The organism is Lactococcus garvieae, assembly GCF_016027715.1.
GTDB classification, from domain to species: domain Bacteria; phylum Bacillota; class Bacilli; order Lactobacillales; family Streptococcaceae; genus Lactococcus; species Lactococcus garvieae_A.
On the sequence record NZ_CP065691.1, the window covers coordinates 1,093,259 to 1,120,024 of the forward strand.

Sequence of the window (26,766 nt, forward strand, 5' to 3'; positions counted from 1 at the left end):
CTATAGTTTATTGGAAAAACTTTATTTTCCTTCCAAATCCTCTCACTTCCTATTACTTTTGGTTAATATTTGGTTAGTTTTTATACAGACAAATTATTTAACTTCTCGTCTAAATTTTCTTTCATATTTTTAGTCACATGGCTATAGACTTGTAAAATCATTTTCTCGTCAGAATGTCCTACTCTCTCCATAATAAGTTTAATAGGTACATTCATTTCAACCAACAAAGTGATATGAGAATGTCTTAACATATGTAAGTTATATTTACGATTTTCAGTTTCTTCTCCTAAACATTCTCGACACATTTTTTTAAACACATAAGTTAGGTGATTTGTGTTAAAAATTTTCCCTCTATTGCTTAAAAAAAGAAATTCATCATCTGACATTGTCTTATGGAAATACTTTAATATTTCAACACATCTGTCATTTATTGAAATTGTACGATAAGAGTAAATTGTCTTAGGAGATAATAGTTGACGATCATTAGGCACGTAACCATGGCAATTTAATGTATGATGGATATCTAATAATTTATTTTCTACATCTACATTTTGCCATCTCAATGCAAGAGCTTCGCCTATGCGCAATCCAGTTAAAAACAAAAATTCAAATAACAATCTTTTTCTATCATGTATATCATATTTAGAAATATAATTAAGGACTATCTTCATTTCTTCTGTAGTCAAAAATTTATTTTGCTTTCTTTGAATCTCCTCCAGTGTAGCCCTACTTCTAGGTAAAATAACTTGACTTATAGGATTGGTTTCTATATACCCCATCCCTACAGCATACTCAAAAAATAGTTTATAGTAAGATTTACGTAAGGATCTTGTTGCCCCTGAAAGCCCTGAGTTTAAAAGAAAATGCTGTATTTTCTGTGAAGTAATCTCCGAAATATTATTATTGCCAAATTTTCTTATAAACTTTTTAAAAGCATTCTCCTCGACATTACGAGTGGAAGCCTTTATCTCTTCATTTCTTAACTGTCGCCATTCTGTATATATTTCTTGAACAGATAGTACATTCTTTTTTTCGCTTTTTGATAAACTTTTTTCTATTTTTTTATTCAATCTATTTTTAGCTTCAGATTGTGAAGCACGACTTTTTGAGTACATAGTTACCGTGACTTGTCGCCACTTTCCTTGATTTTCATCAAAATATTTCTCAAAATATCGATATTTTCCGCTTGCTAATTTTTTATAAAACATCTTTTTTCCTCTTACAAGCAAGAAAATGTGTGTGTATTGATTATAACATTTTCTTGTGTTGCTCTTCTTTATATCTCATGAATTGATAATATCCTGATAAACTGATACGCCTTAAATCCCTACTTGGTTCTAAAATATATTTTGAATATTCCGTTTTAGACATTTCAGTTAAATGTTTTTCTACTGTTTTCACAGACCATTGAAAAATAGTCGCAAGCTGATACTTAGTTTTTAAATCTACTAACACTTTCTCCCTCCTTTATACAAAAAAAGAAGGACAAGATTTCTCTCGTCCTTAATATTCACCGATTTTATTTTTACATTGTAGCAATTAACACTGCCTAAACTAATTTCTTAAATGTTACGTACATAGCCATGTGATGTTTGAGAATAATCACTTATTGCTAAGTCACGACCATAAGCTGCATAGTTGAAATACTGTTCTAAAGTTGCTTGGCTTAGAGTTTCTACTCCTCCCATTTGTGCAACCAATTCTGCAGCTAAATCTTCATCATCTTCAGCTTCTACAAATTCCAAGTCATCTTTACAAGAAATAATATCATCTATTGAATATATTTCCAGAAATTCTTTGATATGGTCTAAATCGGAGATTTCTTCTAGTTTTTCCGCATAATCATTAAGTTCACTAATAGAAGAGTATTCGCCTACTGAAAATCCATAAAAATTTTCGAAATCATGAATTGCATATTCTTCCCCATGCTCTGGATCAAGCTGCAATTCTCGTTCAACTCTTCCCATATCAACTGGCAGTTCGTACCACTTGCCCCTTGTATTACCATTATTGTAGCTACTTAAGTTTACAATATATATTTTTGGTGTTTCCATATCTTCTCCTTTAAAACAAAAAAGACTTGTTCCACGACAAGTCTTTACTTCTTAATCTTTATATGAAATGAACCTCATGATTCATCTCTTATTCTATTTGTACTCAAAATATCCTCCTCAATTCATTAATGGAAAATCAACACTAGAGATTAAATAATGATTGTTTTTTTGCTCCACATTTATTTTTAATACCTGTGGTGTCACCTGATTGCCATTAAGCGAATAGGTAATCAAAGCCAAGTATTGTCCTTCTTCTCCTTCATAAATATCTGAAGAAATAATGGATGATTCCATTTTTATTTCTTTATCCACTTTGACTAAGTGCAGCTTCTTCTGAACCTCTGAAGTACAAAAAGCTTTCGTCAATTCATTACGCTTGTTTTCTGAATCATAATTGTAATAACTGCCAAGAAATTCTCCGACTACATCTTTTGCTTTTGCTGCTTCAAATTTATCTTCAGAAGTTGATGTACTTTTAGAAGGTTTATTCGATTCCATCTTTTCATCTGAAGATGATTTTTTTATTTGTTGCGAAGATGAAACTTCTACTTTATCTGGCTTAACAATTTCATTATTGCCACAAGCTGAAAGTAACAATAATGAGGAAACTCCAAATATTAATAAATTTACTTTTTTCACTTTTTATCTCCTTGTGGTGGTATGGCAATGTTTGTAATACTGTCATCCCATGTTCTATCCATTTTCTGAACAATTTGTACACCCCCTACATTTTGCTCATAGGTGGTAAAACTATTTCCTTTTACTGTACTGATGACACCAGTATGACCGTAAGGATTCTCACTTGCCGAACCTGCGACTGGTCCAAAACCCCAATTGACAACCGCACCTGCTACAAGTTCACTCGCTTTTGGTTTCATAATGACCTTCCAACCGTGAGAAGTAAATGCACTAAAATTGTCTGAACCAATATTAAAGGCACACAACCCTTGAAGATGAAAACCGCTAATACTATTCACATAGTAATCCGATAAAGCATAACATTGTCCTGTACCTACCTTTTGACCAAGTACATCGTTAAGGAGCTTTATATCTCCTCCTGAAGAAGCTGAACCGTTAAAGTAGGCGTACCATTGATTCGCTAACTGAGAAATCATCTCCAAATTTGTTTGCCCATCTGATAGGCTAACACCTTCATAGTAAAGCGACCAATCTTTGGCTGCCTGTACAGGGTCTTTGGATTTGCTTAATAATGTTTTTACTTTTGAATAAGAACCATTTAACTCTTTATCCATTAGTTTAAACTCATTATCAAGTGTCAGAGTAGACAAGTCCATGCCTTGAATCGAACCTTCTGAATGAATTCGGTCGCCATTAATAAAACTCCCCCATCCAGACCATTGGAAAAGTCCTGCAACACCTCCCGCAGGATTGATAGCTTGTGGGTCAAAAATACTTTCACGCTGACCTACCGCAAGCGCCCCTGAAGCACCTGCCGAAGTAAACTTGTGTTCTTTCATCAAGTGCTGATACGTTTTTGTCGCCACTTCAAGGGCTTGACCTGTGACTGGTGGTGTACCATTTCCTGAAATATCTGGTGTATCTTCTTGACTTCCAATACTTAACATTGAACTAAACAATACCAGTATCAATCCAAAGAAAATAAATGCAGAAGTAAGAACTCCTGCAATAAGTAACCCTATTTTCTTCATGCTATACCCTCACTTCTTGGAGATCATGGCTCGCTTCTTCCCAACTGATTAAATCTTTTTCATCAATCACTACATCATCATTAACAGGCGTTTCTTCCATCGCGAATGATGTTTCAACAAGGGAATCATCTTGTAAATTCTGAACATCCACTGGTTCATCTGTTTCTTCTGTTTCAAGCGTTTCAATGGTTTGATTTTCTTCAGAAATAAAGTTTTCTGTATGCTCTGGTTCTAAACTATCCACTTCATCTGGGAACACATCTACTTCAGACGGTACTTCAATCTCTTGACTTTCTTCTGAAGGGATTTCATCCACTTGCATATTTTCTGAAGTTTCTTCTTTGTTTTCTTCAACTTCTGGTTCTGGTATTTCTTCAGAACGTTGCTCTTTCATATCTTGGAAACGATTAAAGCCATTCGTCATATTAGGCGCAACCATGGAAGCCCCATCAGCGATAAGTGCTGGATTTTCTGTCGCAGCTCCTACCGCAACCTTAGCACCACCTTCTGCTTTTTCTTTAAATCCATTTTTAAGATTTTCCCACTCCATCTTCATATGGGAAAGCTCCGCATTTCCTGCAGCCATATTTGTACCTGAAATCTTTTGAGAAATCCCTGAACGATTTTTCCATAATACAATCATGAATACTATTTTCAAGATAAAAACTACTGGTAAAAATATAAGGAACTCAATACTACCCAACCCTGATACTGCAGCTTCTAAATTGGTTTGAGGTTTTCCAATAATCATACTTAAAACACCATAATCAATTTGTGTCATTAAGAAAAAGAGAAAACCAAGCATAACGCTTAAAATAGACGGTGCAACCAATAAACCAAGCGTTGTTTTTATTGTCGTAAAGAAGGCATTTCTAAACCACGGAATAAAACTCAATAGAGCGCTCAAAGGGATAAGAATGATAAACACGCATACCAAGAGTGAAAGTGCAGATATAGTTGAATTCACTGCAATTATAGGAACAGAATATATCCATAAATTCATACCACCCATAACGCCTGCAGCAATTTGAAAGCCAAGCTGTTTGCCATCATTTTTAAGGTAAGGATTACCTTTTGAGCCCTTTGCAAGGTCATCTACATATGCTTGACCTCCGCTGCCTTTTGCTTTATCATAGTCAAATGTTTTTCCTGTTTCAGAATCGACTACACCGGCAGGATTACCTGTATTAATAAAGTTTGCGGTAGGTTTAACCACATAATTCTCAATAAAATCACCTGACTGTTCCGCATTCGAAAATCCAGTCATACCATTGTTAATCTCTTTTTTGGCAGTATCCGCAACATTGGTTACTGTATCAAATAGGATTTGTCCACCCATTTCAGTTTTGAACTGTCCGTTTGGTGTTCTTACTGTAAAATTTCCAAAAAAGAAAAACATAGTCGCAACAACTGCCATCAGATGAATGAATGACCGCATAAAATTGCCCTTACCATTGGTATATTGATAAAACAGGTAAAAACCTGTAATCGCAAGTAACATCCCTGCTCCTGAAGCCTGTGCTATTGTTCCATTTGAACCACCAATAAACCCTAGAAAGATTGTTTTAGCATTGTTCATCATGGTGACTTGAACAGATTTCAAGGATCCCGAAATGTTAAGAAGATTTGTAAGAAAGCTAACAATAAGCGCCTGAATTTGGAAAAGCTGAAACGGCATACCGATGATTATACCTGAGATGAAATTCCAAAACATAGGAACTGGTTCAACAATTTTACCATGTACAGTTTCATGATAAATACCATAGTTCATTATGCTTTTATATAAGACACTAAAATTCATAATTTCACCTCCTAACGTTTTTGGTATTGTTTTTCTAACTGAGATTGTTCTGAATCATTGTTAGGTGCAAATAATTCTAACCACGCTTCAGGGATTTCAATTGAAATACGGTTGATGTTCCCAAAGACATCTAAATACACACATTGTCCTTGATTCATGTTTCTAATCCATTGGATATTGGTTTCATTAACTTCTAATTTCAAGGTACGTAAAATTTGTTCTTCTTCTCCGTCCTCATAGAAACAAAAACGTTCACCTGCACCTGTGGTATCGTTCGAATCTTTCACATCATTGACCGACTGTGAAATAAGAACAAGCTTATTATTCTGGGAACGACCGACACGTTTCATGGACTTGATGATTCGTTTTCCTTCTTTTGAAGTCATAATTACCCAAACTTCATCCATAAATTCAACCGTTTCTTCTTGGTCATTCATTGAACCAAATCGTTTACAGAATGTACCTAAAGCCATCATCAAAGCAACAGAATTACGTTCTTCTTCTGAAAGTTCATCATCTGAATCTGATTCAGGAAGTTCTAAGTCCGCAATTTCTAAAAGTGTAGCATGTTCTTCAAAAGAAATCCCTTCAACATTACCGTAAGAAAAAGCTAAAGATAAAATAGAACCTTCGACTGCTTCAAAAAGATATTCCCCTGCAGCTTGTACAGCTTCATTTTTTGAATCTCTCAAAATATCAATCACGTGCATAAAGCCAACTGTTTCACCTTCAATTTTACGTTTCACAACTGCCTTTACAGCTTTAGAAATAGCTGTTGTTTCTTCTTTCTTCCACGTACCCTCTCCTAAATACTTAAGCATGGTTTTAGCCACTGTCAAAGCATCTTCTGGATTCAAAAACACAATAGGGTCAAGAACACCTTCATTTTCTGGTTTTTGATAATCAAGTGTTACAAAGTTAATACTATCAATTACCGCTGCCAGTTCCGGATTTTTCTTACGCCATACTGGATTTTGCGATACACTCAGCCATTGTGCCCTGATGTTGTGCTTAGGGTCAATATAAAGTGTCTTAATTTTAGAGTGTACATTTTGTAAGAATTGATTTTGTGCAAGAATTGTCTTCCCAGAACCTGTCATACCTGTGATTGTCGTTAAAAGATTTTTAGTCACCTTTCCTGCAATCCCCTCTTTATTGGCAAGCATAGGGTTATAGAGGACAATATTTCTTGAAGCATGAATAGCTTGGTTTAAATCTTCCCACTTGTGATAATTTGTATCTACTCGTCCTAAAGGAAAACCTGAATCCGACCCACTTTTTGTTGTCGTAAAAGGCAAGTGTTGAGAAAAACCTGCAGAATCTGAAGAGTGATACCAAAAACGTGTCGTGCGGTCTAATTTTGCACCATAAAGTAACGATTGGAAAAGATAAGCTTGATCCATACGTGCTCGTTCCAATACAAATTTATTTTCAAACGCACTGATGGCTGTTTTTACACGACTTCTTAATTGTTCACGGCTTGAAGCTGCGATAAATAAAAAAGCGCCATATTCAATAATAGGCTCTTTCGCTTGAACTTTTTTTGCCATATCGTTTAAACCTTTACGCCCAATAATAATACGGTCGTGCATAACGTTTCCTGTATTTGCAGTCTCACGCATAATCGTTTTGGAACGCACTAAACTTTGGCTCATTTTAGATTTATAACCGAATGAGCTTTTCATATCAGGAAAATGAGCTTTTATTTTTAAGCCAATAGGGAAGTTGAAAGACTGCACAACTTCACCAATATGATTATTGCTCAAAAGTCCATTGGACTTTCCAATAGGTAATATAGTGAGATAGCTTGTACCATAAGGACTTACAAACTGTAACTCTCCCATATTATTCGCATAAATCATGGTATCTGTAATATTGTTAATAGTACGTGATTCTAAAACATCCATATACAAATGTGGAATGTAAGGCAGGAACTGCAGCTTTTGATAATAGTAGGTTTGGTCATCAGATAAAGGTACAGGTTTCAATGGTGAAAGAGTTTGTCTCAATTCCATTTCTGCATGATACCAATTTTCTGCCCAATCTTCTCCCACCTGAACGTATCGTCCAAAAGCGTTCATCAACGCTGCAGTTTGTTTTGTGATTGCATTTTTCACAAGTTCTTTGAAAGACATATCTTTCATTTCTTTAGAGATATAGACCCCTAGCAACCAAAAATACTTATAAGGGATTTCCATCTCTTTTGTATAACGTTCCGTTATTTCTTTAAGATAAACTTCTCCAGATTTTTTATTTTCAGATACAAAAGTTTTTGCAAGGTCTGACATTTTTTCTTCCAAAAGAAAATCACGTGATACTAAAGAAAGTTCAAAATAGGCGTTCGGTATAAGTTTTCTTACCGCTTTTTCTATTGTTTCCTTTGTTTCTTTCTTTTTCTTGAAATTAATCGGAGAAGAAGAAAAGTAAGGGATCGTGTAAAAAGCCATCACTTCTCTTTCTTTGGTTAATACTAAATTCTCCTTATATTGTTCAATTGGGTAACTAAGTTTCATATTCCTCTTTCTAGCTCTATTTAAAGCATAACTTTTTCAAATACAATCTTTTCTTGCACTTCTTCCCTCCGTTCTTCAGCATAAATACAACGTTTATCAAAACCAAAATTTTTAATAAAGCGAAACACACCATAAATATAGTAATGCATTTTTTTACCGTCAGGCTCTTTTTCTACATAAGATTTACCTATAAACCAAGGTAATATTGTACACAAAGCAACAGGTACAAAAGGAACGTATCTAAGAACTGGAAGTAGCGGATGGATAAAAAGAAAAACCGCAACTACGCTCAAAGCTGTAACCCCTAAAAAAGGCACAGATAAGGGTGTTTGGAAAGTCCAATAGACTTTGCCTCGCAGTCTGATTTCTTGAATCCAATAAGGTGTTTCTAAACCTATCGCATAATCATAATGTTGTTTTTCCATAGGCAATCACGCAATATTTACGCCAAAGACTTTTAGGATAGCTGTGATAAAGTCCCACATAATGGCAAATATATCCTTCCCTGTGAACAACGCCCACATAATACCACCAATAGCAAGAACAGAGATGATTTCCACCCATGCACCATTTTTCCAATGTTTAAAAATCATAATCCCTGCAATAACAGCAAGTAGAACAACAAATCCTGCCTTAATATCATCAAAATTCATATTTTAATCCAACTTTCTATTTTTTATTTTGAGAGGGTTGTGTTTTAGCCTTAGGAGTTGAAGCCTTCTTATCCGTACTTTTTGAAGTAGATTCTGACTTTTTATTTCCATTTTCTAAAACTTTCACACGCTCTAGTAACTTTTCATTTTCCTTTGATACAGCTTTTTGATTTTCACCTAAGGTTTGAGTAGTTTCGTTAACTTTTTGTGTCAAATCAGTAACTTGAACATTGGCATTGTAAGCGGAATAACCTAATCCTACAAATAAACCAATAATCAGGATAACAACGAGACGGTAAATACGCAGTGCTTTACCTTCTTTTACTGTTTTAGTTTTGGGAATTTCAGGTTCTTTGGGCTTTTTCTCATATTTTTTTAAACCAGAGAAAAATCCCTTAAAAATACTTTGTTTCCCTGCCCCTTCTTCTTTACCTGTCGCACCAGTTGTTATCAGTCCTTCAGGTATCACAGGCTCTAATTTTTCTCCTGCTTCATCAAAAGCCAAAAGTAGCAAATCTTTTTCTTCAGATGTTAACTCTGCAGCGATACTTTTGACTTCAATTTTTTGATTTTGAGCAAAAAAAAGGAGCGCTTCTCTATCCACACCCAATTCTCTTGCCAGTTCATAAATTTTCAAATGTTACCTCCATATTTTTTTACTCCACCATCCCACCACTTCACCGATTCTTACGGTCAATATTTATTATTTTTTATCTTTGTTAAAGAAGGCTTTAATTTTATCACGACGAGCTACTCCCAATGCTACAAGGATTGCACCAATACCTACTAAGCTCCAAACAGCTTTTTCTTCACCTGTTGAAGGGAGAATACTCTTTGGAGTGTCAGGAGTTTTTGGTGTTTCTTTTTTAGGTGTTTCAGGTTTTTTCACTGTAAATGTTTCCTTTTCATCATCTTTGTTATGGTGAGAGATCAGTGGTGGCTCTTCTTCATTTGGTTTCTCACCATGCCATGCGTCCTCATAGAAGGTAATCTTATGCCCTGCATATTGCTTCGCATCTACTTTGACAGGAACTTCCACAGTACCTGAAGTATCTTCAGCTTTGAATGTCAAACTACCGTCTACATCAATTACTTTTTTCAAGTTATGGTCATAAGCTTGTGTGATTTTAACCGTGTAAGTATCGCCTTTAACCAAGCCTTCATAGAAGAATTTGTCCGTCACTGTGGTTGTTTCAGGCGTAATTTCCTTATCCTGAACTTCCGTATGCCCATCTGCTTCATCTACTTTGACCGTTTGAGAAGGATTGTCTTTGTAGTTGTTTTCTTCAACGACTTTGTTTCCTTCTTCATCTGTGACAAGCTCAGTGACGGTATAATCTTTGTTTTGGTCTTTCACCGTGTTAATGACTGGGAAATCCAACTGAACTGTGGCACTACCGTTTTCGTCCGTTGTAAATTTCTTTTCTGCAGTAATAGCTTTACCTTTATCATCTTTTACTTCTTTACCTGAATCTTTGTAAACAACTTTACCTTTGAGATTCAGCTCTTTAGAAGCAGGAAGATTTGACATTTGAGCCATATCTGTAACTTGTGCCTGACCTACACCAAGTGTCTTATCACCATCTGCTTTATCCTTAGCAGTAGTCGTAATGGTTGGTGTTGGTTTTTCTTCTGGTTTGTCTGTAAACGTACCAAGGTTCAAGTTGAACATGATATTGTTATCTGTCATGTGTGACACATCAACATCATTTGTAGAGATAATTTGACCTGTGACTGTATCTTTAAAGACAAACGTATAACTTGCAATGTTACCGTCCTTATCACGATTTGTCGTATGCGTAACCGTAAATGGATTAATCGGTTGTAAGCCATCTGGTGTTTCAACTTCTGTAAACTCATAATCCCCAAAAGTAAGTAAATCTTTGAAATCTACGACACCATTGGTTGTAATCCCTGTGCTAGGGTCAGTGACTGCTTTAGAAGTCACTCTTACAGGCTCACCTTTTGTATCATTGATTGGTTTGGCTTCAAAGACTGCACCATTCAATCCAGTAAGTGAACCATTGACATCTTGTGCTTTTGACCAAACCACCCCAAACTTACCTACACGGTCTTTGGCTGTGGCTTCTTCAATGTAATTTTTAGTATCTTTATCGAACTTGTCATTTTCATCAAATTCAACATCATATTTTTTCGTTGAAAGCTCATAGCCTTCTGGTGCTTTTGTTTCCTTGATGTAAACTTTATCTGGGAATTTCAAGTTTTTAACACTAATTCCTTTAGAAACATCCGTCATACGAAGGACGACATTATCACCTGCGACTTTTTCGCCTGCGACTGCAGTAATAGGATAGCCTTCATAACCATCTTTCCAAGTAACTGGTTTGTCGTCTGACTTATAGAAATACCCCCACTCAGAGTTTTCAAGATGTGCAGCACCTTGTGTTTCAGCAGAGCCAGTATCAGCGTCTTGTTTCAGAAGGGTTGACTTACCAAGACCAATAGTTTTAACTTTCAATTCCCCTTTCAGATTGGCAGGGTCAGAAGTTGCAAAAAGTGTTTGTCCTACGGTACTGTCTGGATTGATTGTACCGTAAATATAGCTAGGTTGAAAATCTTCATTAATGTAGTTTCTAACTTTAACTGAACCATTATCTCCAATCGCACTAGGAGTAGCAGAAACTTCCAAAGAATTTCCATTTCGTTTAGCCGTAAGTCCTTTTGAAGCTTGTATCATATCAAAAGGTGTACCATAGCCCCCTGCATTTCCTGCAATAACTCCTGCCTTATCTGTGGCAGTTGCACTTGAACCTGCAACAACTGTCAAAGGATTAGGGTTAAAATCTGGATTTTTAGAGCTTGCGACTGCTTGCTTAAGAATAACTGTCGCATGTTCAATGACCTTATTAATATCCGCACCAGTAGACTCTAAGCCTGTAATTTTATGTCCACCAACAACGTTATTCAATTTTGAAGTGTCAACTTCTGAAACTTTAGGAAGCAGTCCTGAAACCTCATTTTGACCTGCTTCAACGAGCCACATAGCAAACTGTGTCGCAAGGTTAATGTTTTTATCTGCTTCTGCATTATTCACTTCACCAATGTAAGTAATGTTATTAATGAGATTACGTTGATACTCTGTCATCTCATTCCATAACTTATAGACTGCTTCATTTTGACCTGCTTTAGTCGCATAAGCACCATTAAAGACATCTACAAATGGCTCCAAACAGAACGTTGTTGCACCATTAACTTCCATAAAGTTTGCGGAAGCTTCATGACCGTTCGACCATTTGACCGTACCAGTACCTGAAAACTTATAGTTGACTGGCCCTTTATCAGGAAGTGAGATTGAACGTGCAGGGCTTGAAAATGGGCTGATATTTAAAACATCTGCTTGTGCAAGACCTGCGAGAGAACCACCTACAGTGAGTACAAGCATAGACATTGTGACCATATGCTTCCCTCTTTTATGCATACGGAAACGTGTATTTTTTTCTTCTGTGAGAGCTTTTTGTAATTTTTTCTTTTTGAATTTCGACATCATTTTCTCCTATTTTTCTTTTTGATTCTACACAAAACAAAAAAGCGTGCTTTTCACGCTTTAGATTAGTTATTAAATTATTATCCCCCCCATTCTAAAATCCTTTTTATGCCTTGATTGAGGGCTGAATATAAAAAACGGCAGTTTCATAAGAAACTACCGCTTTCTTTTTTATATTAATTAATAAGCACCTGATGACCAATCACCATCAAAATCCATATGTGCATTAGCCCAAGCTGCAGCTGCACGACCTGCTTCTGCTAAAGAGCTAAAACCACCTTGTGACCAGACGATGACACCATTTCTTCTTACCCATCCAGTAAATGTTTCCGCAGGAGGAGGAGTTACAGTTCCACCCCCATTATTTCCACCTGTATTGCCATTACCGCCTGAGTTACCTCCTCCTGTTGGTGGAGTTACTGTATTACCGCCACCTGTGCTTGGTGGATTAGGATTTGAAGTGTTTCCACTTCCTGAATTGCCACCACCTGAAGGAGCTTGTGGAGTTTGAGGTGTAGGTTGATAAGCATTAACATTATCATTTGTAGCTGCACCATTATTTACAGGGGCAGGATCAGTCACAACTGAATTTTCAGCTTGTGATTGATTTATTTCTGAATTATTACTTTTTGTTGTCTTATTAGAATTATCGACTGATTTTACATCAGAAGATACAACCTTAGCTGCTTCTGCTTTTTTAGCTTTATCTGCCTGTGCTTTTGAAGCTGCAATATCTTTTGTCAATTTTGCTTTTAAAGTCTTGCTATAATCAGAAGTCAATTTTGATACAGTAGTTTGTGCTTTTTTCAATTTATCTGCATTTGTAGCATCCTTTTGATAATCTGCGACTGCTTTTTTAGCTTCCGTTTCAAGTTTCACACGATTTTTGATACCGTCTAATTCTTTCGTTAATTGTTGAGCTGCTTTATCATCTTTTACCTGAGAGATAGCTTTTTTAGCAAGTTCTAAATTATTAGCACTAGGATTTTTTTGTGCTTCAGCAAGACTTGCTTTAGCTTTTATCAATAATTCTTTATCTGCTTGTTTTTTCTCTTTCTCCTGTTGGACTTGTTTAGCCTTTTCAGCTTTAACATTATGAGAATATGTAGCGCCTGCAGCACCACCAAGCAAAAGAATTGCCAAGCTAACACCTACAATAGTTTGTTTTTTGTTTAATTTCATCAGAGTTTCTCCATTTTCATTTTTTATTGAAAATAAACGGTGTTTTTGCCCAAATCCACACCTTCGAGAAGCTATTATTGCTCGGCTTTATTTATATAACTATTATACCATTTTCCCCTTGTAAATACAGGGTTTAACGGTACTTTTTTTAATATAATTTCAAATGTGTGAAAGCAAAATCCCACCCATTTTTTATACTATTTTCGCTGTTTTTTTATTTTGCGCTACGGCGAGCTTGCGCTTGTACATCTTCAAGTTTTGCTTTCAATTCATTGAAAGATTTTTTTGAAAAATTGTAAGATGATGAAGCTTTAACCAAGTTTTTAATGACATCATTTGTGCGATTTGCAATAATTTCAATTGTATCGTCCAAAATTGTTGTGTCATTTTCAACTGTTCGTAAAACTTTACCTTTTCCTTTAAGCTTTTGAGCTGCTTCTTGAAAAGCGTTTCCTGCAGCAAAGAGTGCTTCAATGTCGTTTACTTCTGCTTGAAGTGATTTAATTTCTTGTGATAGTGTTGGCATATTTTTTTCCTATTCTTTCTATTTTTTCCCTCCTCTGATTTTGCCTTCACACATCTGAAATTATTCAATAAAAAATGTTTATCCAAAAATTTCAGCAGTCCAACGTTCCGCAAAAACTTCTATAATACGGCTTGTACCGTCTGCATTGTAACCTAGGCGTTTATCCAAGCTAGAAAATATTAAACGATATTCTCGATCAGTCAATTCTCCTCCAGCTTGAATTTTTTCCATTAATTCCGTATATTCTTTCTCTGATAAAATAACACTTTGACCTCCGTTCTAAATAAAAAATAGAGATTATCTCTTCTCTTACTTTGAATGTTATTATTTTATTTTGAAAAGCTGCTCATTACTTCAGCTTTACTCTTTTTTAAGAGATTTTTATTCACTATCACATATCTCTAACAATAACAGATATAATCAATAAAATAATTATTAGTATTGCTATTGGCGTACCTAAGAAATCTAGAAAAGCAGTAAAAATTACATCTGTTATCATTTCAATACCTCACTTAAAATACTAAGAATTTGCATTACAAGTACAGCTGCCCATAAAAATAACCGTACTTTATCCCTATCTTTTAAGCTACTCAATATCAAGTTAAATAATAAAATGATTATTAAGATTTTATCCATAATATTCATAATGGCTCTCCTTTCTACAAAACAGCTTCTGCATAGCCATTATCAATTAAAAAATAAATAGCTAACCTATAACCATAGGGCAATGTTCCTATTTTTTGATTTTTATGTTTTTCATAATAACTTTTTCTTGAAAGTTGCGCTTCATGAGGAAACATTAAGCCTATTTCATCTAAAGTCTTTAAAGCCGATTCTTCATCAATAAGTTGAAAGTACAAAGAATCATGAACTTTATTATTATACTTTTCTTTATCAAACGTATAACTGCTTAAAGTTATCTTCAGCAATCTTGCATGATTTGAAAGCCGCTTTTCCTGCATTTTGTGAAAGTATTTCAAATTAGTTTCTATGGCTAACCTCCTTTGATAAGTTCGAGTTGTTCCAGTATTTTTTCATTTCTTTCTGTTATTTCCGCAGATTCTATGATTTCTTGTAAACGACTATCTCCCATCATTTCATCATATTTACTCAATAATAAATATGTTGAAGCAGGTCCACCATTTTCAAACCAATGAAACATACTATTGACATCAGGTTCTTCAGGCTGCACAGTAAAGTGATAAGCATTCATTGTTCCCATCAACTTATACCAGTCCATATCCAAATTGCCTTCTTTATCATAAAAGGTCAAGTTATCATTAATCAACTTGACCCCTTCTTCCGCAAAATTAAAATTTTCATTGACAAAACGCTCCACAAAAGCATTAGAAATTTCTTTACGCATGACTATTTCATAACGATTTTTTAAACCGTAGAGATCTCGAACAGATTCGACTGAAACTTTTTCTTGTTCTGCACGTTCATAATCTTTTTCATAGAAACGAAAAAATAAGTGTGTACGTTTTGAGCCAAAATAAAGAGATAAGCCATCATTGACTAATCCCTCTGCAGTTCTTCTTCCTCCCAAAATAGCCGCATAACTTTTTTTACGACCGTTCCACCGTCCATCACGTGCAGCACTCAATAAGCTAAACAAATCGAAGTTTCCTTCTTTTTCGTTATACTGTTCATCAAGTGCCAAGTCAAAACGTGTTACTTTTACAAAATTTTCATTTTCAGGCGCTTTTCTTAACCCATAATCAATAGCATTTGAAAAGAAGTCATACCATGTTTTCTTATTTTGGTGATATTCAAACTCGTATTCTAATTCACGGCACGCTTGACCACTCATTTCAATCAAGACACCTGCTTTAGGGTCTTTATCATGATAGTAAACATTGATATGCCCATAATTAAGAAAGAAGGGATAATTGTAACGTTTCATATCATTCAAGTGAAAATTTTCGATTTTTAAACCCAAAACTTCTTTTATCACTTCATTGACATTTAAAGTTTGGAATCGAATATTCACATAGTCAATCGTTGCAATAATTTTGTAGTGACTATCAAATCTTTTAAAGAAAGCCATTTTTATCTTTTCCTTTAATTCAGGAGTAAGAGGTTTAATCCCTTTCTCGATTTTTCTATAATAACTTAGAGAAATACCAAGAACATCAGACATAAATTGTTGTGTAACATGAGCGCCTTTCCTTACAGATTTTGCATCAATTTTTGTCGACCTCCTTCTAATAAAATTTATTTAATCACTATCTAATTGCAATTAGCCACCAATCACCATTCACACGGTTACGAGGATATGTATCTACAAGAACAACTTCACGATTATGCCATTCTTCAGTTTTGGATATAATATCATCTTTTAGGTTTTTAAATCCAAACCAATAATTATCTTTTAAGCAAAGGTCAAAGGAACTGAACAATAATTTACCATCTTTAAACGTTAAGGGGCTAATTTCAATATTAGGGTCAAAACAATAAATTTTCACATCAAGATTTTCATTTCTTGGTGTAAGTACATTAAGAAGATCTTTAAGTTTTAGAAAATCATAGCCTGTCCTACCTAATAAACTATCAGTTGTAACTCCAAAGTAGTTTGCAAGTTTTGATAACGTTTCGCTAGTAGGTGAACGTTTGCCAGTTTCCCATTGCTGATAAGTAGGTTGTGTAACACCCAAACCTTTGGCTACTTCAAACTGAGTTAAACCTCGATTGTTTCTCAATTCTTTAAGAATTTCTTCTAACATTAAACCTCCTTATAATTTAACAGGTGACACCTGCTGAACTCGCTTGTTTACTGGGATTGTTAAGGTAGTGTCACTTCTTACCCCCCTCATTAGCACTCTGGGGGTTTATCGAGTGGCGGCTTACGCCACCACTCCGTGCATTCGCACGCTCACTCCTTACGCTTCGCACGGAGCTATGCTTACGCTACTGCACGCATTAAATCCAAATAGAGAAGAACAGCTCCTTAATAAGTGGAAACTGCTGTCACGCACTACCGTTTGTGAGGGCAGTACGACCGTGGAAAATTGCTTGCCTTTGGCAAGTCGTCCTTCGGACAGACGGACAAGTCCTATAATTTACGCACCGCCGACTGCAGGTTTTATCAATTTTTTTGAATGAATCTAAGGCGTAGGCTTATTAAAATTCTCAAAATCTTTTTTGTACTCCGCTTCATCCGCCAAGATTTCATCAATAGCCGCATTCAAGGTCAACTCTCCTGCTTCTTTGGCAGAAAAGACAGCCTGAATGGCATAATAATCATCTTCAGTATAAGGAGCTTCCTCTCGAATAGAAAATCCCCCTGCAGCTAAACGCTCAATCACTGTTTTTACAGTTTTATTTGGCTGTTCCAATTTGCGGCTTAAAGATGTGATGGTATAAGTTTTTTCTTCTAATTGTCCTGCTTCTGCACGTTCTTGCTCCATATTTGAGATAGGAGGTGCTTCTAGCTGAACAGGTTGAACTTCTCCCAACACAGGAAGTTTTGCAAGCTCTGAGATAAAATCATACCCTTCCGCAATAGGCACAAGTGGACTATAAAATTCACGTGCCAATTCACCGTTATTTGAAACATAGCCACGACCGATTTTCCCTTTAATATATTTAAAGGTTTTCTTTTCGTTTTCATCCCCAAAAATCATACGATAACCTGAAGCCGTTAAACGACCAACCGCCAAACGTTTCATGAAGTTATCACGTAGTGCTGTTTTAAGATATTCCCCATCAGGGCGTTGCATAGCCAAGATAAGAAATACACCTGAAGCACGACCTTTTAAGACAATTTGAGTGACCCATTGAATCACTTCATCATATTCTTGATAAGATAAACTTGCAATGAAGGCTGCCCATTCATCAAAAAGAATAAAGTCAGGAGGCAATCCATAATCTGAATATCGTTTGCCTGGCTTATATTCTGGATGACTGGTCATGGTATCATAGCGCTGATCCATAAATTCAACAGCTTGCCTTAAGCAATTCATCATACTTTCTTTATCGATGAAAACACGGTCTTTAAAAACTGGAACATCCATTAAACCGACAAAATCTGAACGCTTAGGGTCACAGATACTCACTCTGCCTACACGAGCCAAGGCTGAGAGTAAGGACATTAAAAGTACTGTCTTACCTCCCCCTGTACCGCCTGCAATCAATAAATGTGGGTCTGATTCATAATTCCAGTACACCCCATTCATGAGTTTCAAACCTAATTTCTTATCGATAACAACATCATCAACACCAATTCTATTTCGTTCTCCATCAATCGCAAACACATATTCTACATAAGACCTTTTAGCCAAAATCCTATTTTCATCAATAAAATTTTGTTCTTGAAAGTCCGCAAAGAAGGTTGTTTCGAGTTCTGCAGAAAGAGATAAGAATTTTTCTTGATGTGTCCCTCCATCAATTGGAAAATAAGTATGTAATTCATAAGAATTGGGCTGTTTTACATAGATTCGAGCAAGTTTATGCCGTTCCCTTGTTCCTTTATCTGTTTTAACCGTCACTTTCTCAATAAGATTGTGTTGCACAAGATAATTCAATAAAAGCCTTTTATAATTTTTCATAGAAAAACTTCTAAAATGACCATACGTGAATACAAGCAATCCAAATCCCAAAGAAAAAGCAACAAAAAAAACGCCTGTCAAAACAAGAGCGAGCATTTTAGAATCCATTGCTTGCAAATCTTTATAAAAAGCTGCACTAGGACTACTCAAAATAAGCCCTACAATACCTACAAAACTTTGACGGTCATATTTATCAGACAGTCTTAAACGAGAACCCTTAGACACATTTTTTTGTCCCATAGACTATTATTTTTGGTCTGCAGCTTTATTTTCTGATTTATTTTCAGGTTTTGGAGCAGCAGTTTGATTGGAGTGATTAACTTTGCTTGCTTTTTCAATACTATCGGCACGGAACTTCACACCATCATAGTAATTTGTACGGTTTTGACCAGCATAAGTCGTTACTTCTTTATCATTCCAGAAGAAAGCAGAACGATTGCCGAGCTTAACTTCATCTTCATAGTCAATACCATCAAATTTTGTGGATGCAGACATTTTAACTTCAATTTGTTCTTCCATAGCTTCAGAGTACAATTTCACATTGTAATAATCCACTTCTTCAGTAATACGGCTCTTGATTTCGCCTCCTTCTGCTTCATAATCTTCAAAAACCATTTGCGGCTCTGCAGACATAAAGAGCAATTTCCCAAGCGCTTTATCAAAATCCGCAATTTCTTCAGTCAATACATTTTGTTTTTCAAATACTGTACTTAATTTCAATGTCATATATATTTCTCCTTTTAGACTAGTTTCAATGATTCGGCATAAATTACATACTCATAAACAAACTTTCCTTTTTGAGTACGATTACGAACTTGTGCCAGTTTAACACCTGTTAACGCTACTTCTTGACGGCGTGTAGGTTTTGCGGCACTAGAACCTTCGACACGGATTTCAAAGCCTTCTGGATGAAGTTTACTTGTGGCATGATATAAGGTATAACCTGATTCAACACCACGTTTAGGAACAATTTCGATTTTTTTATCAACGGTGATTTTTTCACCTAGGAAACTTTTTGCTTTAATTGGAATTTTAATCATTTTTTCTCCTTAAGATTAATGTATTTTTACTAGTTAATGTCATAGCAGACAAAGTTAGGACATCATTTTTTTCAAGTTAAATATGAATTTGAAAATTATTAATGGTAAGAACACAATTGAAATGACCATAGCCATTAATATAATCACTAAAGAAACATTTTCTTCGTCTTCATTTGGCATTTCATAATAATCATAAATCATATTTTCATAACCTCAATATATATTTACTTAAAACATAAATTTTTTATATGTTGCTTTAACACGTGTTAAAGTTCGTTCTGCATTCAAAAAGCCCCAGTCATTACTGGAAGCTTTTATTTTTTGTAGCTGATCTATCGCTTTTTTATACGACAGTTGCAAGGCTGTTCTTTGGTCATAACGTAAACAACAGTCCATATGAAAATTATCATATATCAAATTGCAACGTCGCTCAATTTCTGTCAAATAGTTTCCTCTCTTATTCTAAATTATTCAACCAGTTCTCACTCTCATGAAAAATCCTTTGAATAACAACTTCATCTGAATAATCAATAAAAAAATACCAATATTTCCATTGGTATTTTTTACGTATTTTTTTATTGTGTTCAAGTAAAGGGTAACCTGATGGATTTTTTGAAATACTATCCTTAGCATTTTCAAACTCTCTATCAAATTTTCTTAAAACTTGTCTTGACCTTGTTTGATAGTAAAGGAAGTCCCTTAAGCGTTCTAGGTCACGAACTGCTTTAGTCGATAAACGTACGTTGTTCATCTTTAACCTTTAATCTTCCCAATGCTTCATCAGCATCTACTGTCCCTTCTCTGTAAGCAGAAGATAAGCCCTCCATAAGTTTACCATCTAGGATAACTCGATTACGGAGCTTTCGCAGTTCATCCTGCATGTCGTCATATTCTCTTTTAGAAATGGTAACCATTTCCTCACGTGATATATTCAGCATAGCCATAACTTATCTCCTTTACTTTTTCTACTTTGATTATACCATAGCTTTATAACTCTATAAACTGTCCTACTTTCTTTTAGATTTTATCTTTGCGTTATATTTTTGATTTTCAGTGCTTATCGACTACTGCCCTCCGTCTGCCGTACTAGCAAATAGTTCAAGGTTTGAAAAACAAAAAAAGCTCTTTCCACGACCAAGAAGAAAGAGAGTGTGAAGCCTTTAGACATTCACTATTGACCGTACAGGAATCGAACCTATATTTTCTTTGGTACTCTGATGAAAACCAAAGATGTTTTACATTAAACTAACAGTCATTATAAAATCAGCTATAAAAGCCGATTTTTTTAAATTTATAACATATACTATTAAAATATCTTCATCATACATTGCTGCCAGTAAAACAAACATTACCCTAGGAGTAACTCATTGACTTAAGTTTCTCTTTATAAATAAAAAGAACAAACACAATCTATTTAGTTGTTCATTGACTTAAGTTTTTACTGTTTTTCAGAACAAGCCCTATCTATTATTTCAGAAGGTCAGATATTCTTTCTTTTCTTTAGATATTTTTGATTGAATTGAGAAAGCGTGGAAGATACCCTGAAACTCAATATCCAGATAATGTAATCAATCGTTCAACATTATCACTATTTCTTTAAATATTTTTGTTTTAGCTGAGAAAGCGTGGATATTATACCCTGAAACTCAGCAGTCTTATTAGTTTTTTGTTTGAGTGACTTGTTAACCCCTTGTCACCAAGAGCAAGAAAGGCACGGACTTTTGGGATAACAAACACAATGAAAGTTGGTTTGGTTTCCGATTCACACGAGTTCTTCTGCTATTGCATAATGCTAGCATGAATCCTATATCCCAAAGGGCAGTTTCCTGCCACCTTTATACTCCTTCAGATTTTCTAGGCTCTCCTATCTCTCTGAAGTTGCTCCGCTCAGTCGTATCTTTCATTCACCTGCAGATTGTACACATTATCTCACTTTACTGTTGCGTACCCACCATCAGTCAATTAATCACACTTGAAGCAAATACTTCTTCATGCTATAATAGTAGTGTTCATGTACTATTAGTAGCACAATTAGGTTTAACTTTCTTGTTTACTTAATTGAGTTATTTAAAATGTTGCAAATGCTCCATTTATTGGGGCTATTTGCTTATTTATCTTGTAGGATTTTCCCTACACCTATTATTGTAGGATATTTCCGTCTTAATGTCAAGAGATAAATCATATATTTAATAAAAAATTTTTAGGAGAAAAATATGTTTTATGAAATACTAAAATCATTAGCCGCAGAGCGTTCTAAATCATTGAATCAAATCGAAAGAGAATTGGGTTATCCTAGAAATGCACTGAATGACTATAAAAAAGGAAATATTCCTTCAGCTAAACGTACTGCAGAGATTGCAGAATATTTTGGTGTAAGTACTGACTATCTCCTTGGACGTGAAAAAAATAAAATAGAGAATGACTTAACTGAAGAAGAAAGCGAACTTCTTGCTGCTTTTCGTATGGAAAGCGAAGATATGACTAAAGAAGAGCAAGCTAAATTTAATCAATCTGTCAAAAATATGATGAAAATTGCGAGAGAATTGTTTGATGATGATTCTAACTGGAAAAAATAGAAAGCAATTTTTATATGGCAAGTATTGAGTACAGAAAAGTTAGTGCTTCATCATACAAAGAGTATATGGAGATGGCTTCAATATTATTAGATGATATTGCATGCTATTCAAACAAAAAGAAGAAATATATTATATACTCTGATATTATTTCTTATTTTGAAAATACATACGATATTCTTTTTACTTTCTTTGAAGTAAAGAAGAACAATAAAATTATTCCCTCGACTGATTTAATTAAGCATAAAGACCTAGTTAGAAATGAAAAATTTAAATTTCTTGACGATGATCTAGCAAGTAAAATATCTGGTGTAACTATACCGAATAAGCATAACAATAAAATTATAATTATGCTTAATCAAGTCATGCCTAAACAACGAATAATTTTTACAATCTTACATGAATTGGTTCACTTGCACTTTCATAATACCAATCAAAAAAAACACTTAATTTTTGCTTCAAAATTTTCTGGAGTATACCCATCAGAAATGATACCCTTTGAAGATGAAGCTAATGTTATTGCTTCACTACTCTTTTGTTCAACAGAACAATTGGAAACATTTCTACTTCGAAAATCATCTTTTAGCTATATCTGCTCTCAAACCTGTATGAGTAAATCAGCGTTGCATAATAGATTATTAAACTATTTCCAACATATACTCACTATGAGCTATCAGCAAGCTCTGGACTATGTTTTAAAACTTAGAGAAGGTGAAAAAAAAGCTTCTTATGAGCTTAAAACAATTATTTCTCAAAAAAATCAAGCTATAATTTCTAAAAATATCTTCATAAAAATGAGTAGTGGTCTATCTGTCACCCAAAGTGAATGCTATAAATATCTACAAGGTAAAAGTTCCAAAGAACTAATTTTAGAACTAGAATATGCACACGCCACACATAATCATTTACTCGAACAACTTGTTATGGAAGAATATTATAAAAAACAAACAAAATAAAAAACGCTAAAACTAGCGTTTTTTTAATTTATTAATATCTTTTTGCATAGTATTTTGTTTATTACTCATTAATAATTGAGAAACTAAGGCTAAATTTTGTTTGCGTTGAATTATATTTTGTTGTTGTTGAATACTATTCAATTTTTGTTGTTGCTCTTGTTGAAATTTTCTAGTTCTTAAAACTTGAAATGCTTCTTTCAAATTATCGGCTTGTTGTGTTTTTATCAAATTATACAGGCTTGCTACATCTCTGTAATTATAAAATTCTATTGGAAATTCTGCTTCATATTTTTTATAACTTTGAATAAATGGTTTCAATTTTAAAGAATCCTGTTCCCTCAAAAGTTGTAGTTCTTTATTTTTCTTTTGTAAAGTATCATATTTTTTAATCCCCTTGAAAAACTGTATTAAGAAAAATGAACCTATTCCACAGAAAAACAAAATTGGTAGAATAGCTACTATATATCTAGATAATACATTTTGAGTTGTAACTTGTTCTGTATAAGCTACAAAAACACCCACACTTCCTACTAGTACTCCCCAAACAATAAAGATGATTCCAATGATAAGAAAGCCAATTTTTGCTCTCTTTCCTTCATTTTGAAAACCGTATACTTTTGTTTCGAAGTCATAAAACGGTTTTAAAGTTTTTCCAACTTTTGATAAATAATCCAAAGAATTTTCTCTTATATCCATACTATTTCTAAATCTTTCATATTTTAAATATATTCTATCAAATAAAACTTGCAAAGTAAAAAGTCGTTAGAAAATCCTAACAACTTTTGATTTTATATAGCTTCATTTAACCTCAGAAATACTTCTCACTACAAATGAATGAAGTTCATCTTCTGTTTTTACAAATCCATGATTTTCTGCTACATGTCTAATTGCTTCATCCATGCTATTAAATTCTTTTATAATGCTAGAACCATTGTTCTCACCTGTAAAATTGGGTAATGATTTTTCTTCAAATGAAGAAAGAGATTTAAATTTGAATTTCATTTGAAACTACTCCTTCTATCGTTTTTCAGCAAAGTATTTGTTTTTCATTTTAAGTGCAACGTTAACCAAAGCAATCATTACAGGCACTTCCACAAGTGGACCAATTACAGCAGCAAAAGCTTCACCTGAGTTAATCCCAAATACACCAACAGCTACAGCAATCGCAAGCTCAAAGTTATTACTTCCTGCTGTAAAGGAAAGAGATGTTGCTACTGGATAGCTTGCTCCCATTTTCTTAGACATAAAGAAAGATATAAAGAACATCAAGACAAAGTATAAAAGAAGGGGAATAGCAATTCTTACTACATCAAGTGGTAATTCTACTACTTTATCTCCTTTTACTGCAAACATAATGATAATTGTAAATAAAAGAGCAATCAATGTAAGACGACTTATTTTGGGAATAAATTTTTCTTCAAACCATGTTTTACCTTTAAGCTTTATCAATCCAAAGTGGGAAATAATCCCTGCAATGAAAGGAATCCCTAGGTAAATAAACACTGAAGTTGCTATTTCACCAATTGTGATATGTACGGCATAATCTCCTAATCCCAACCATTTTGGAAGCAAAGTGACAAAGAAATATGCAAAGATAGAATAAAAGAATACTTGGAAAAGAGAGTTGAAAGCTACAAGCCCTGCAGTATACTCGCTATCTCCATGTGCTAAGTCTGTCCAAACAAGAACCATAGCAATACAACGAGCAAGTCCTATCATAATTAAACCAACCATGTAGCTAGGATAACCTTGTAAAAATACAATTGCAAGGACAAACATCAATACTGGACCAATAATCCAGTTTTGAATAAGAGAAAGTAAAAGTACTTTCCAATCTTTAAATACTTTCCCCATTTCTCCATATTTCACTTTTGCCAATGGAGGATACATCATGAGAATTAAACCGATAGCAATAGGTATAGATGTAGTACCGATTGATAAGTCGTTAATTGTTGTTGCAACGCTCGGTACAAAATATCCCAAAGCTACACCAACAGCCATCGCTACAAAAATCCATAATGTGAGGTAACGATCTAAGAATGAGAGCTTCTTAGTTACTTGATTCATTTTTTACTTTTCTCCTAATTTTGTTGTTTCTTTGCCAACTCTTGATAATTCTTATTTCCACCTGATAAGTTATAAACTTCTTTAAACCCTTCATTTCTCAATACGTTCTGAGAAGCATTGCCTGTCACTCCTTTATTACAATAAACAATTGTTTTCTTATTTTTATCAAGTGTTGAAGCCTTTTCTCGGAGCTCTGCTAATGGTATGTTAATAGCATTAGGTACATGATTTTTTTCATAACTTTTTGGAGCTCGAGTATCAATAATTGTAATATTTTCATTGTTTTTTTGAAGTTCCATTAAGTCATGCGGAGTAATAAGTGGAGCTGTTGTGAGTGCATTGGTTAATGCCATACCTGTATATGCTACTGGGTCTTTTGTAGTAGAAAATGGTGGTGCATAAGCTAAGTCCATGTGGAATAAATCTTCTGCAGTAACTCCTAAAGTTATTGTTGAAGCAAAAACATCAATTCTTTTATCAACTCCTTGAGGACCAATAATTTGCACACCCAAAATACGATGAGTGAGCTTATCAGCCACTGCCTTAATAACCATTTCTTTACCGTGCATATAGTCTGGTTTATCTGGCTTAATATTAAACAGTACTGCAACTTCATAACCTTCAGCTAAAGCTTCTTTTTCTGTTAATCCAGTTTGAGCAATTGTTAAATCAAAGAAACGCAAAATACCAGTTCCTAAAATACCTTGAAAACGAAGTGGGCCACCTGTCATAGCGTCTCCAGCAATTCTACCCATCTTATTTGCGGTAGAAGCTAAAGGACGATAGGTAGGCTTTCCGGTAATAATGTGGAAGCTCTCAGCTGCATCACCCACTGCGTATACATCAGGTATATTTGTTTGAAGTGTATTATCTGTAGCAATAGCCCCTGTTTCTCCAATTTTCACTCCAATGGACTGAGCTAGAGATACATTAGGTTGGACACCAGTTGCTAATACATACATATCTGCAGATATTTTTGTTCCCTTGCTAGTGATTGCTTCATCAAGTTGAGTTTCACCAATCAAGGTTTGTATTGTTTCTTCAGGGCGGAAATCAATACCTTGTTTTATCATTTCGTCTTCAATACGAATAGACATATCCCAGTCTAAATGTGACATGGGATGTTTACCACGTTGAAGAATTGTAACTTCAATTCCACGTTCCTTTAGTTGTTCAGCAACTTCAAGACCTATATACCCTGCCCCTACAACTGCAGCAGTCATAGGTTTTTTATTTTCTATAAAGGATTTGATTTCTTTTCCACTATTGATATTTCTGACTTGAAAAACATTTTCAAAATGTTTACCTGAAAATACATCAGGAGTACGATATGTTGCTCCTGTAGCAAAAACTAAAATATCATAGTTATCTTCAAACACTTCTCCAGATAATAGGTTTTTAACTGTTAGTGTTTTTGTAGAATGATTAATACTTAATACTTCATGTGAGGTGTGTATATCAACGTTATAGCGTTTTTTAAACCACTTTGCATCACGTGGTGTTAACTCTTCAAAATCTGCTATTTCTCCACCAATTGCATAAGGAATCCCACATACAGCATATGAAATATCAGTATCTTTATCATAAAGAGTAATCTCTGCACTTTCTGTGTTTCGACGTGCTTTAGCAGCTACACTAGTTCCAGAAGCGACTGATCCAATAATAATTATTTTCAT

Annotated in this window: 29 protein-coding genes and 1 pseudogene; 2 read left to right on the forward strand and 28 right to left on the reverse strand. The window is 34.5% G+C overall.

Annotation, left to right across the window (positions count from 1 at the left end; genetic code table 11):
* Window positions 1–80 precede the first annotated feature (80 nt).
* The 24 genes and pseudogenes from I6G50_RS05420 to I6G50_RS05540 all read right to left on the reverse strand — a co-directional run bounded on the left by I6G50_RS05420 (window position 81) and on the right by I6G50_RS05540 (window position 20,749).
* A complete protein-coding gene (locus I6G50_RS05420) occupies window positions 81–1,208 on the reverse strand; it encodes a tyrosine-type recombinase/integrase (RefSeq protein ID WP_014025117.1) in 1,128 nt (375 codons plus the stop codon).
* A 40-nt stretch (window positions 1,209–1,248) separates the two neighbouring features.
* Entirely contained in the window at window positions 1,249–1,455 is a 207-nt protein-coding gene (locus I6G50_RS05425; protein WP_014025118.1) for a hypothetical protein, read from the reverse strand.
* A 107-nt stretch (window positions 1,456–1,562) separates the two neighbouring features.
* On the reverse strand, window positions 1,563–2,054 hold the full coding sequence (locus tag I6G50_RS05430) for an antirestriction protein ArdA (RefSeq protein WP_046401221.1): 492 nt from the start codon (window positions 2,052–2,054) through the stop codon (window positions 1,563–1,565).
* 117 nt (window positions 2,055–2,171) lie between these two features.
* Entirely contained in the window at window positions 2,172–2,693 is a 522-nt protein-coding gene (locus tag I6G50_RS05435; RefSeq protein ID WP_040086661.1) for an EF0163 family protein, read from the reverse strand.
* Entirely contained in the window at window positions 2,690–3,724 is a 1,035-nt protein-coding gene (locus I6G50_RS05440; protein ID WP_197908179.1) for a phage tail tip lysozyme, read from the reverse strand. Before I6G50_RS05440 ends, I6G50_RS05435 begins: the two co-directional genes overlap by 4 nt.
* A 1-nt stretch (window position 3,725) precedes the next feature.
* Entirely contained in the window at window positions 3,726–5,525 is a 1,800-nt protein-coding gene (locus tag I6G50_RS05450; RefSeq protein WP_232252333.1) for a hypothetical protein, read from the reverse strand.
* Between the two features lie 11 nt (window positions 5,526–5,536).
* Window positions 5,537–8,038 carry an ATP-binding protein gene (locus I6G50_RS05455; protein ID WP_197908180.1) on the reverse strand — a complete coding sequence of 834 codons (2,502 nt, stop codon included), beginning with the start codon at window positions 8,036–8,038 and terminating at the stop codon, window positions 5,537–5,539.
* A gap of 20 nt (window positions 8,039–8,058) precedes the next feature.
* Window positions 8,059–8,463 carry a conjugal transfer protein gene (locus tag I6G50_RS05460; RefSeq protein WP_197908181.1) on the reverse strand — a complete coding sequence of 135 codons (405 nt, stop codon included), beginning with the start codon at window positions 8,461–8,463 and terminating at the stop codon, window positions 8,059–8,061.
* A 6-nt stretch (window positions 8,464–8,469) separates the two neighbouring features.
* Window positions 8,470–8,691, reverse strand: coding sequence for a hypothetical protein (locus tag I6G50_RS05465; protein ID WP_014025126.1), 222 nt, complete (start codon window positions 8,689–8,691; stop codon window positions 8,470–8,472).
* Between the two features lie 16 nt (window positions 8,692–8,707).
* On the reverse strand, window positions 8,708–9,328 hold the full coding sequence (locus I6G50_RS05470) for a hypothetical protein (protein ID WP_197908182.1): 621 nt from the start codon (window positions 9,326–9,328) through the stop codon (window positions 8,708–8,710).
* Between the two features lie 66 nt (window positions 9,329–9,394).
* Window positions 9,395–12,196 (reverse strand): VaFE repeat-containing surface-anchored protein, encoded by a 2,802-nt coding sequence (locus I6G50_RS05475; protein ID WP_197908183.1) that lies wholly within the window; start codon window positions 12,194–12,196, stop codon window positions 9,395–9,397.
* Window positions 12,197–12,376: 180 nt separating this feature from the next.
* Complete coding sequence (locus I6G50_RS05480) at window positions 12,377–13,378, reverse strand: hypothetical protein (RefSeq protein WP_197908184.1); 1,002 nt, start codon at window positions 13,376–13,378, stop codon at window positions 12,377–12,379.
* 214 nt (window positions 13,379–13,592) lie between these two features.
* Window positions 13,593–13,904, reverse strand: coding sequence for a hypothetical protein (locus I6G50_RS05485; RefSeq protein ID WP_153924491.1), 312 nt, complete (start codon window positions 13,902–13,904; stop codon window positions 13,593–13,595).
* A gap of 78 nt (window positions 13,905–13,982) precedes the next feature.
* Window positions 13,983–14,135 carry a hypothetical protein gene (locus I6G50_RS05490; RefSeq protein WP_197908185.1) on the reverse strand — a complete coding sequence of 51 codons (153 nt, stop codon included), beginning with the start codon at window positions 14,133–14,135 and terminating at the stop codon, window positions 13,983–13,985.
* A gap of 428 nt (window positions 14,136–14,563) precedes the next feature.
* A complete protein-coding gene (locus I6G50_RS05495) occupies window positions 14,564–14,866 on the reverse strand; it encodes a hypothetical protein (protein WP_197908186.1) in 303 nt (100 codons plus the stop codon).
* Window positions 14,867–14,898: 32 nt separating this feature from the next.
* Window positions 14,899–16,047, reverse strand: coding sequence for a replication initiation factor domain-containing protein (locus I6G50_RS05500; RefSeq protein WP_197908187.1), 1,149 nt, complete (start codon window positions 16,045–16,047; stop codon window positions 14,899–14,901).
* 85 nt (window positions 16,048–16,132) lie between these two features.
* Window positions 16,133–16,630: a helix-turn-helix domain-containing protein gene (locus I6G50_RS05505; protein ID WP_197908188.1), complete on the reverse strand. Its 498-nt coding sequence runs from the start codon at window positions 16,628–16,630 to the stop codon at window positions 16,133–16,135.
* A gap of 381 nt (window positions 16,631–17,011) precedes the next feature.
* Window positions 17,012–18,694 carry an FtsK/SpoIIIE domain-containing protein gene (locus tag I6G50_RS05510; protein ID WP_197908189.1) on the reverse strand — a complete coding sequence of 561 codons (1,683 nt, stop codon included), beginning with the start codon at window positions 18,692–18,694 and terminating at the stop codon, window positions 17,012–17,014.
* A 6-nt stretch (window positions 18,695–18,700) separates the two neighbouring features.
* On the reverse strand, window positions 18,701–19,180 hold the full coding sequence (locus I6G50_RS05515) for a DUF961 family protein (protein ID WP_197908190.1): 480 nt from the start codon (window positions 19,178–19,180) through the stop codon (window positions 18,701–18,703).
* 14 nt (window positions 19,181–19,194) lie between these two features.
* Window positions 19,195–19,494, reverse strand: a complete 300-nt coding sequence (locus tag I6G50_RS05520) for a hypothetical protein (RefSeq protein WP_014025138.1) — start codon at window positions 19,492–19,494, stop codon at window positions 19,195–19,197.
* Between the two features lie 228 nt (window positions 19,495–19,722).
* A complete protein-coding gene (locus I6G50_RS05525) occupies window positions 19,723–19,938 on the reverse strand; it encodes a hypothetical protein (RefSeq protein ID WP_014025140.1) in 216 nt (71 codons plus the stop codon).
* 13 nt (window positions 19,939–19,951) lie between these two features.
* Window positions 19,952–20,245: a type II toxin-antitoxin system RelE/ParE family toxin gene (locus I6G50_RS05530; RefSeq protein WP_197908191.1), complete on the reverse strand. Its 294-nt coding sequence runs from the start codon at window positions 20,243–20,245 to the stop codon at window positions 19,952–19,954.
* The gene (locus I6G50_RS05535; RefSeq protein ID WP_014025142.1) at window positions 20,220–20,438 is read right to left on the reverse strand and encodes a hypothetical protein; all 219 of its coding nucleotides are present in this window, start codon (window positions 20,436–20,438) and stop codon (window positions 20,220–20,222) included. Before I6G50_RS05535 ends, I6G50_RS05530 begins: the two co-directional genes overlap by 26 nt.
* A 230-nt stretch (window positions 20,439–20,668) precedes the next feature.
* Window positions 20,669–20,749, reverse strand: a pseudogene (locus I6G50_RS05540).
* 958 nt (window positions 20,750–21,707) lie between these two features.
* Here I6G50_RS05540 and I6G50_RS05545 point away from each other — a divergent pair.
* Both I6G50_RS05545 and I6G50_RS05550 read left to right on the forward strand, forming a co-directional pair.
* Window positions 21,708–22,070, forward strand: coding sequence for a helix-turn-helix domain-containing protein (locus I6G50_RS05545; protein WP_197908192.1), 363 nt, complete (start codon window positions 21,708–21,710; stop codon window positions 22,068–22,070).
* 14 nt (window positions 22,071–22,084) lie between these two features.
* Complete coding sequence (locus I6G50_RS05550) at window positions 22,085–23,023, forward strand: ImmA/IrrE family metallo-endopeptidase (RefSeq protein WP_197908193.1); 939 nt, start codon at window positions 22,085–22,087, stop codon at window positions 23,021–23,023.
* 12 nt (window positions 23,024–23,035) lie between these two features.
* Here I6G50_RS05550 and I6G50_RS05555 read toward each other — a convergent pair whose 3' ends face one another.
* The 4 genes from I6G50_RS05555 to I6G50_RS05570 all read right to left on the reverse strand — a co-directional run bounded on the left by I6G50_RS05555 (window position 23,036) and on the right by I6G50_RS05570 (window position 26,766).
* Window positions 23,036–23,719 (reverse strand): hypothetical protein, encoded by a 684-nt coding sequence (locus I6G50_RS05555; protein WP_197908194.1) that lies wholly within the window; start codon window positions 23,717–23,719, stop codon window positions 23,036–23,038.
* Window positions 23,720–23,821: 102 nt separating this feature from the next.
* On the reverse strand, window positions 23,822–24,025 hold the full coding sequence (locus I6G50_RS05560; RefSeq protein ID WP_197908195.1) for a hypothetical protein: 204 nt from the start codon (window positions 24,023–24,025) through the stop codon (window positions 23,822–23,824).
* 15 nt (window positions 24,026–24,040) lie between these two features.
* Entirely contained in the window at window positions 24,041–25,090 is a 1,050-nt protein-coding gene (arsB, locus tag I6G50_RS05565; RefSeq protein WP_197908196.1) for an ACR3 family arsenite efflux transporter, read from the reverse strand.
* Between the two features lie 14 nt (window positions 25,091–25,104).
* Entirely contained in the window at window positions 25,105–26,766 is a 1,662-nt protein-coding gene (locus I6G50_RS05570) for an FAD-dependent oxidoreductase (RefSeq protein ID WP_197908197.1), read from the reverse strand.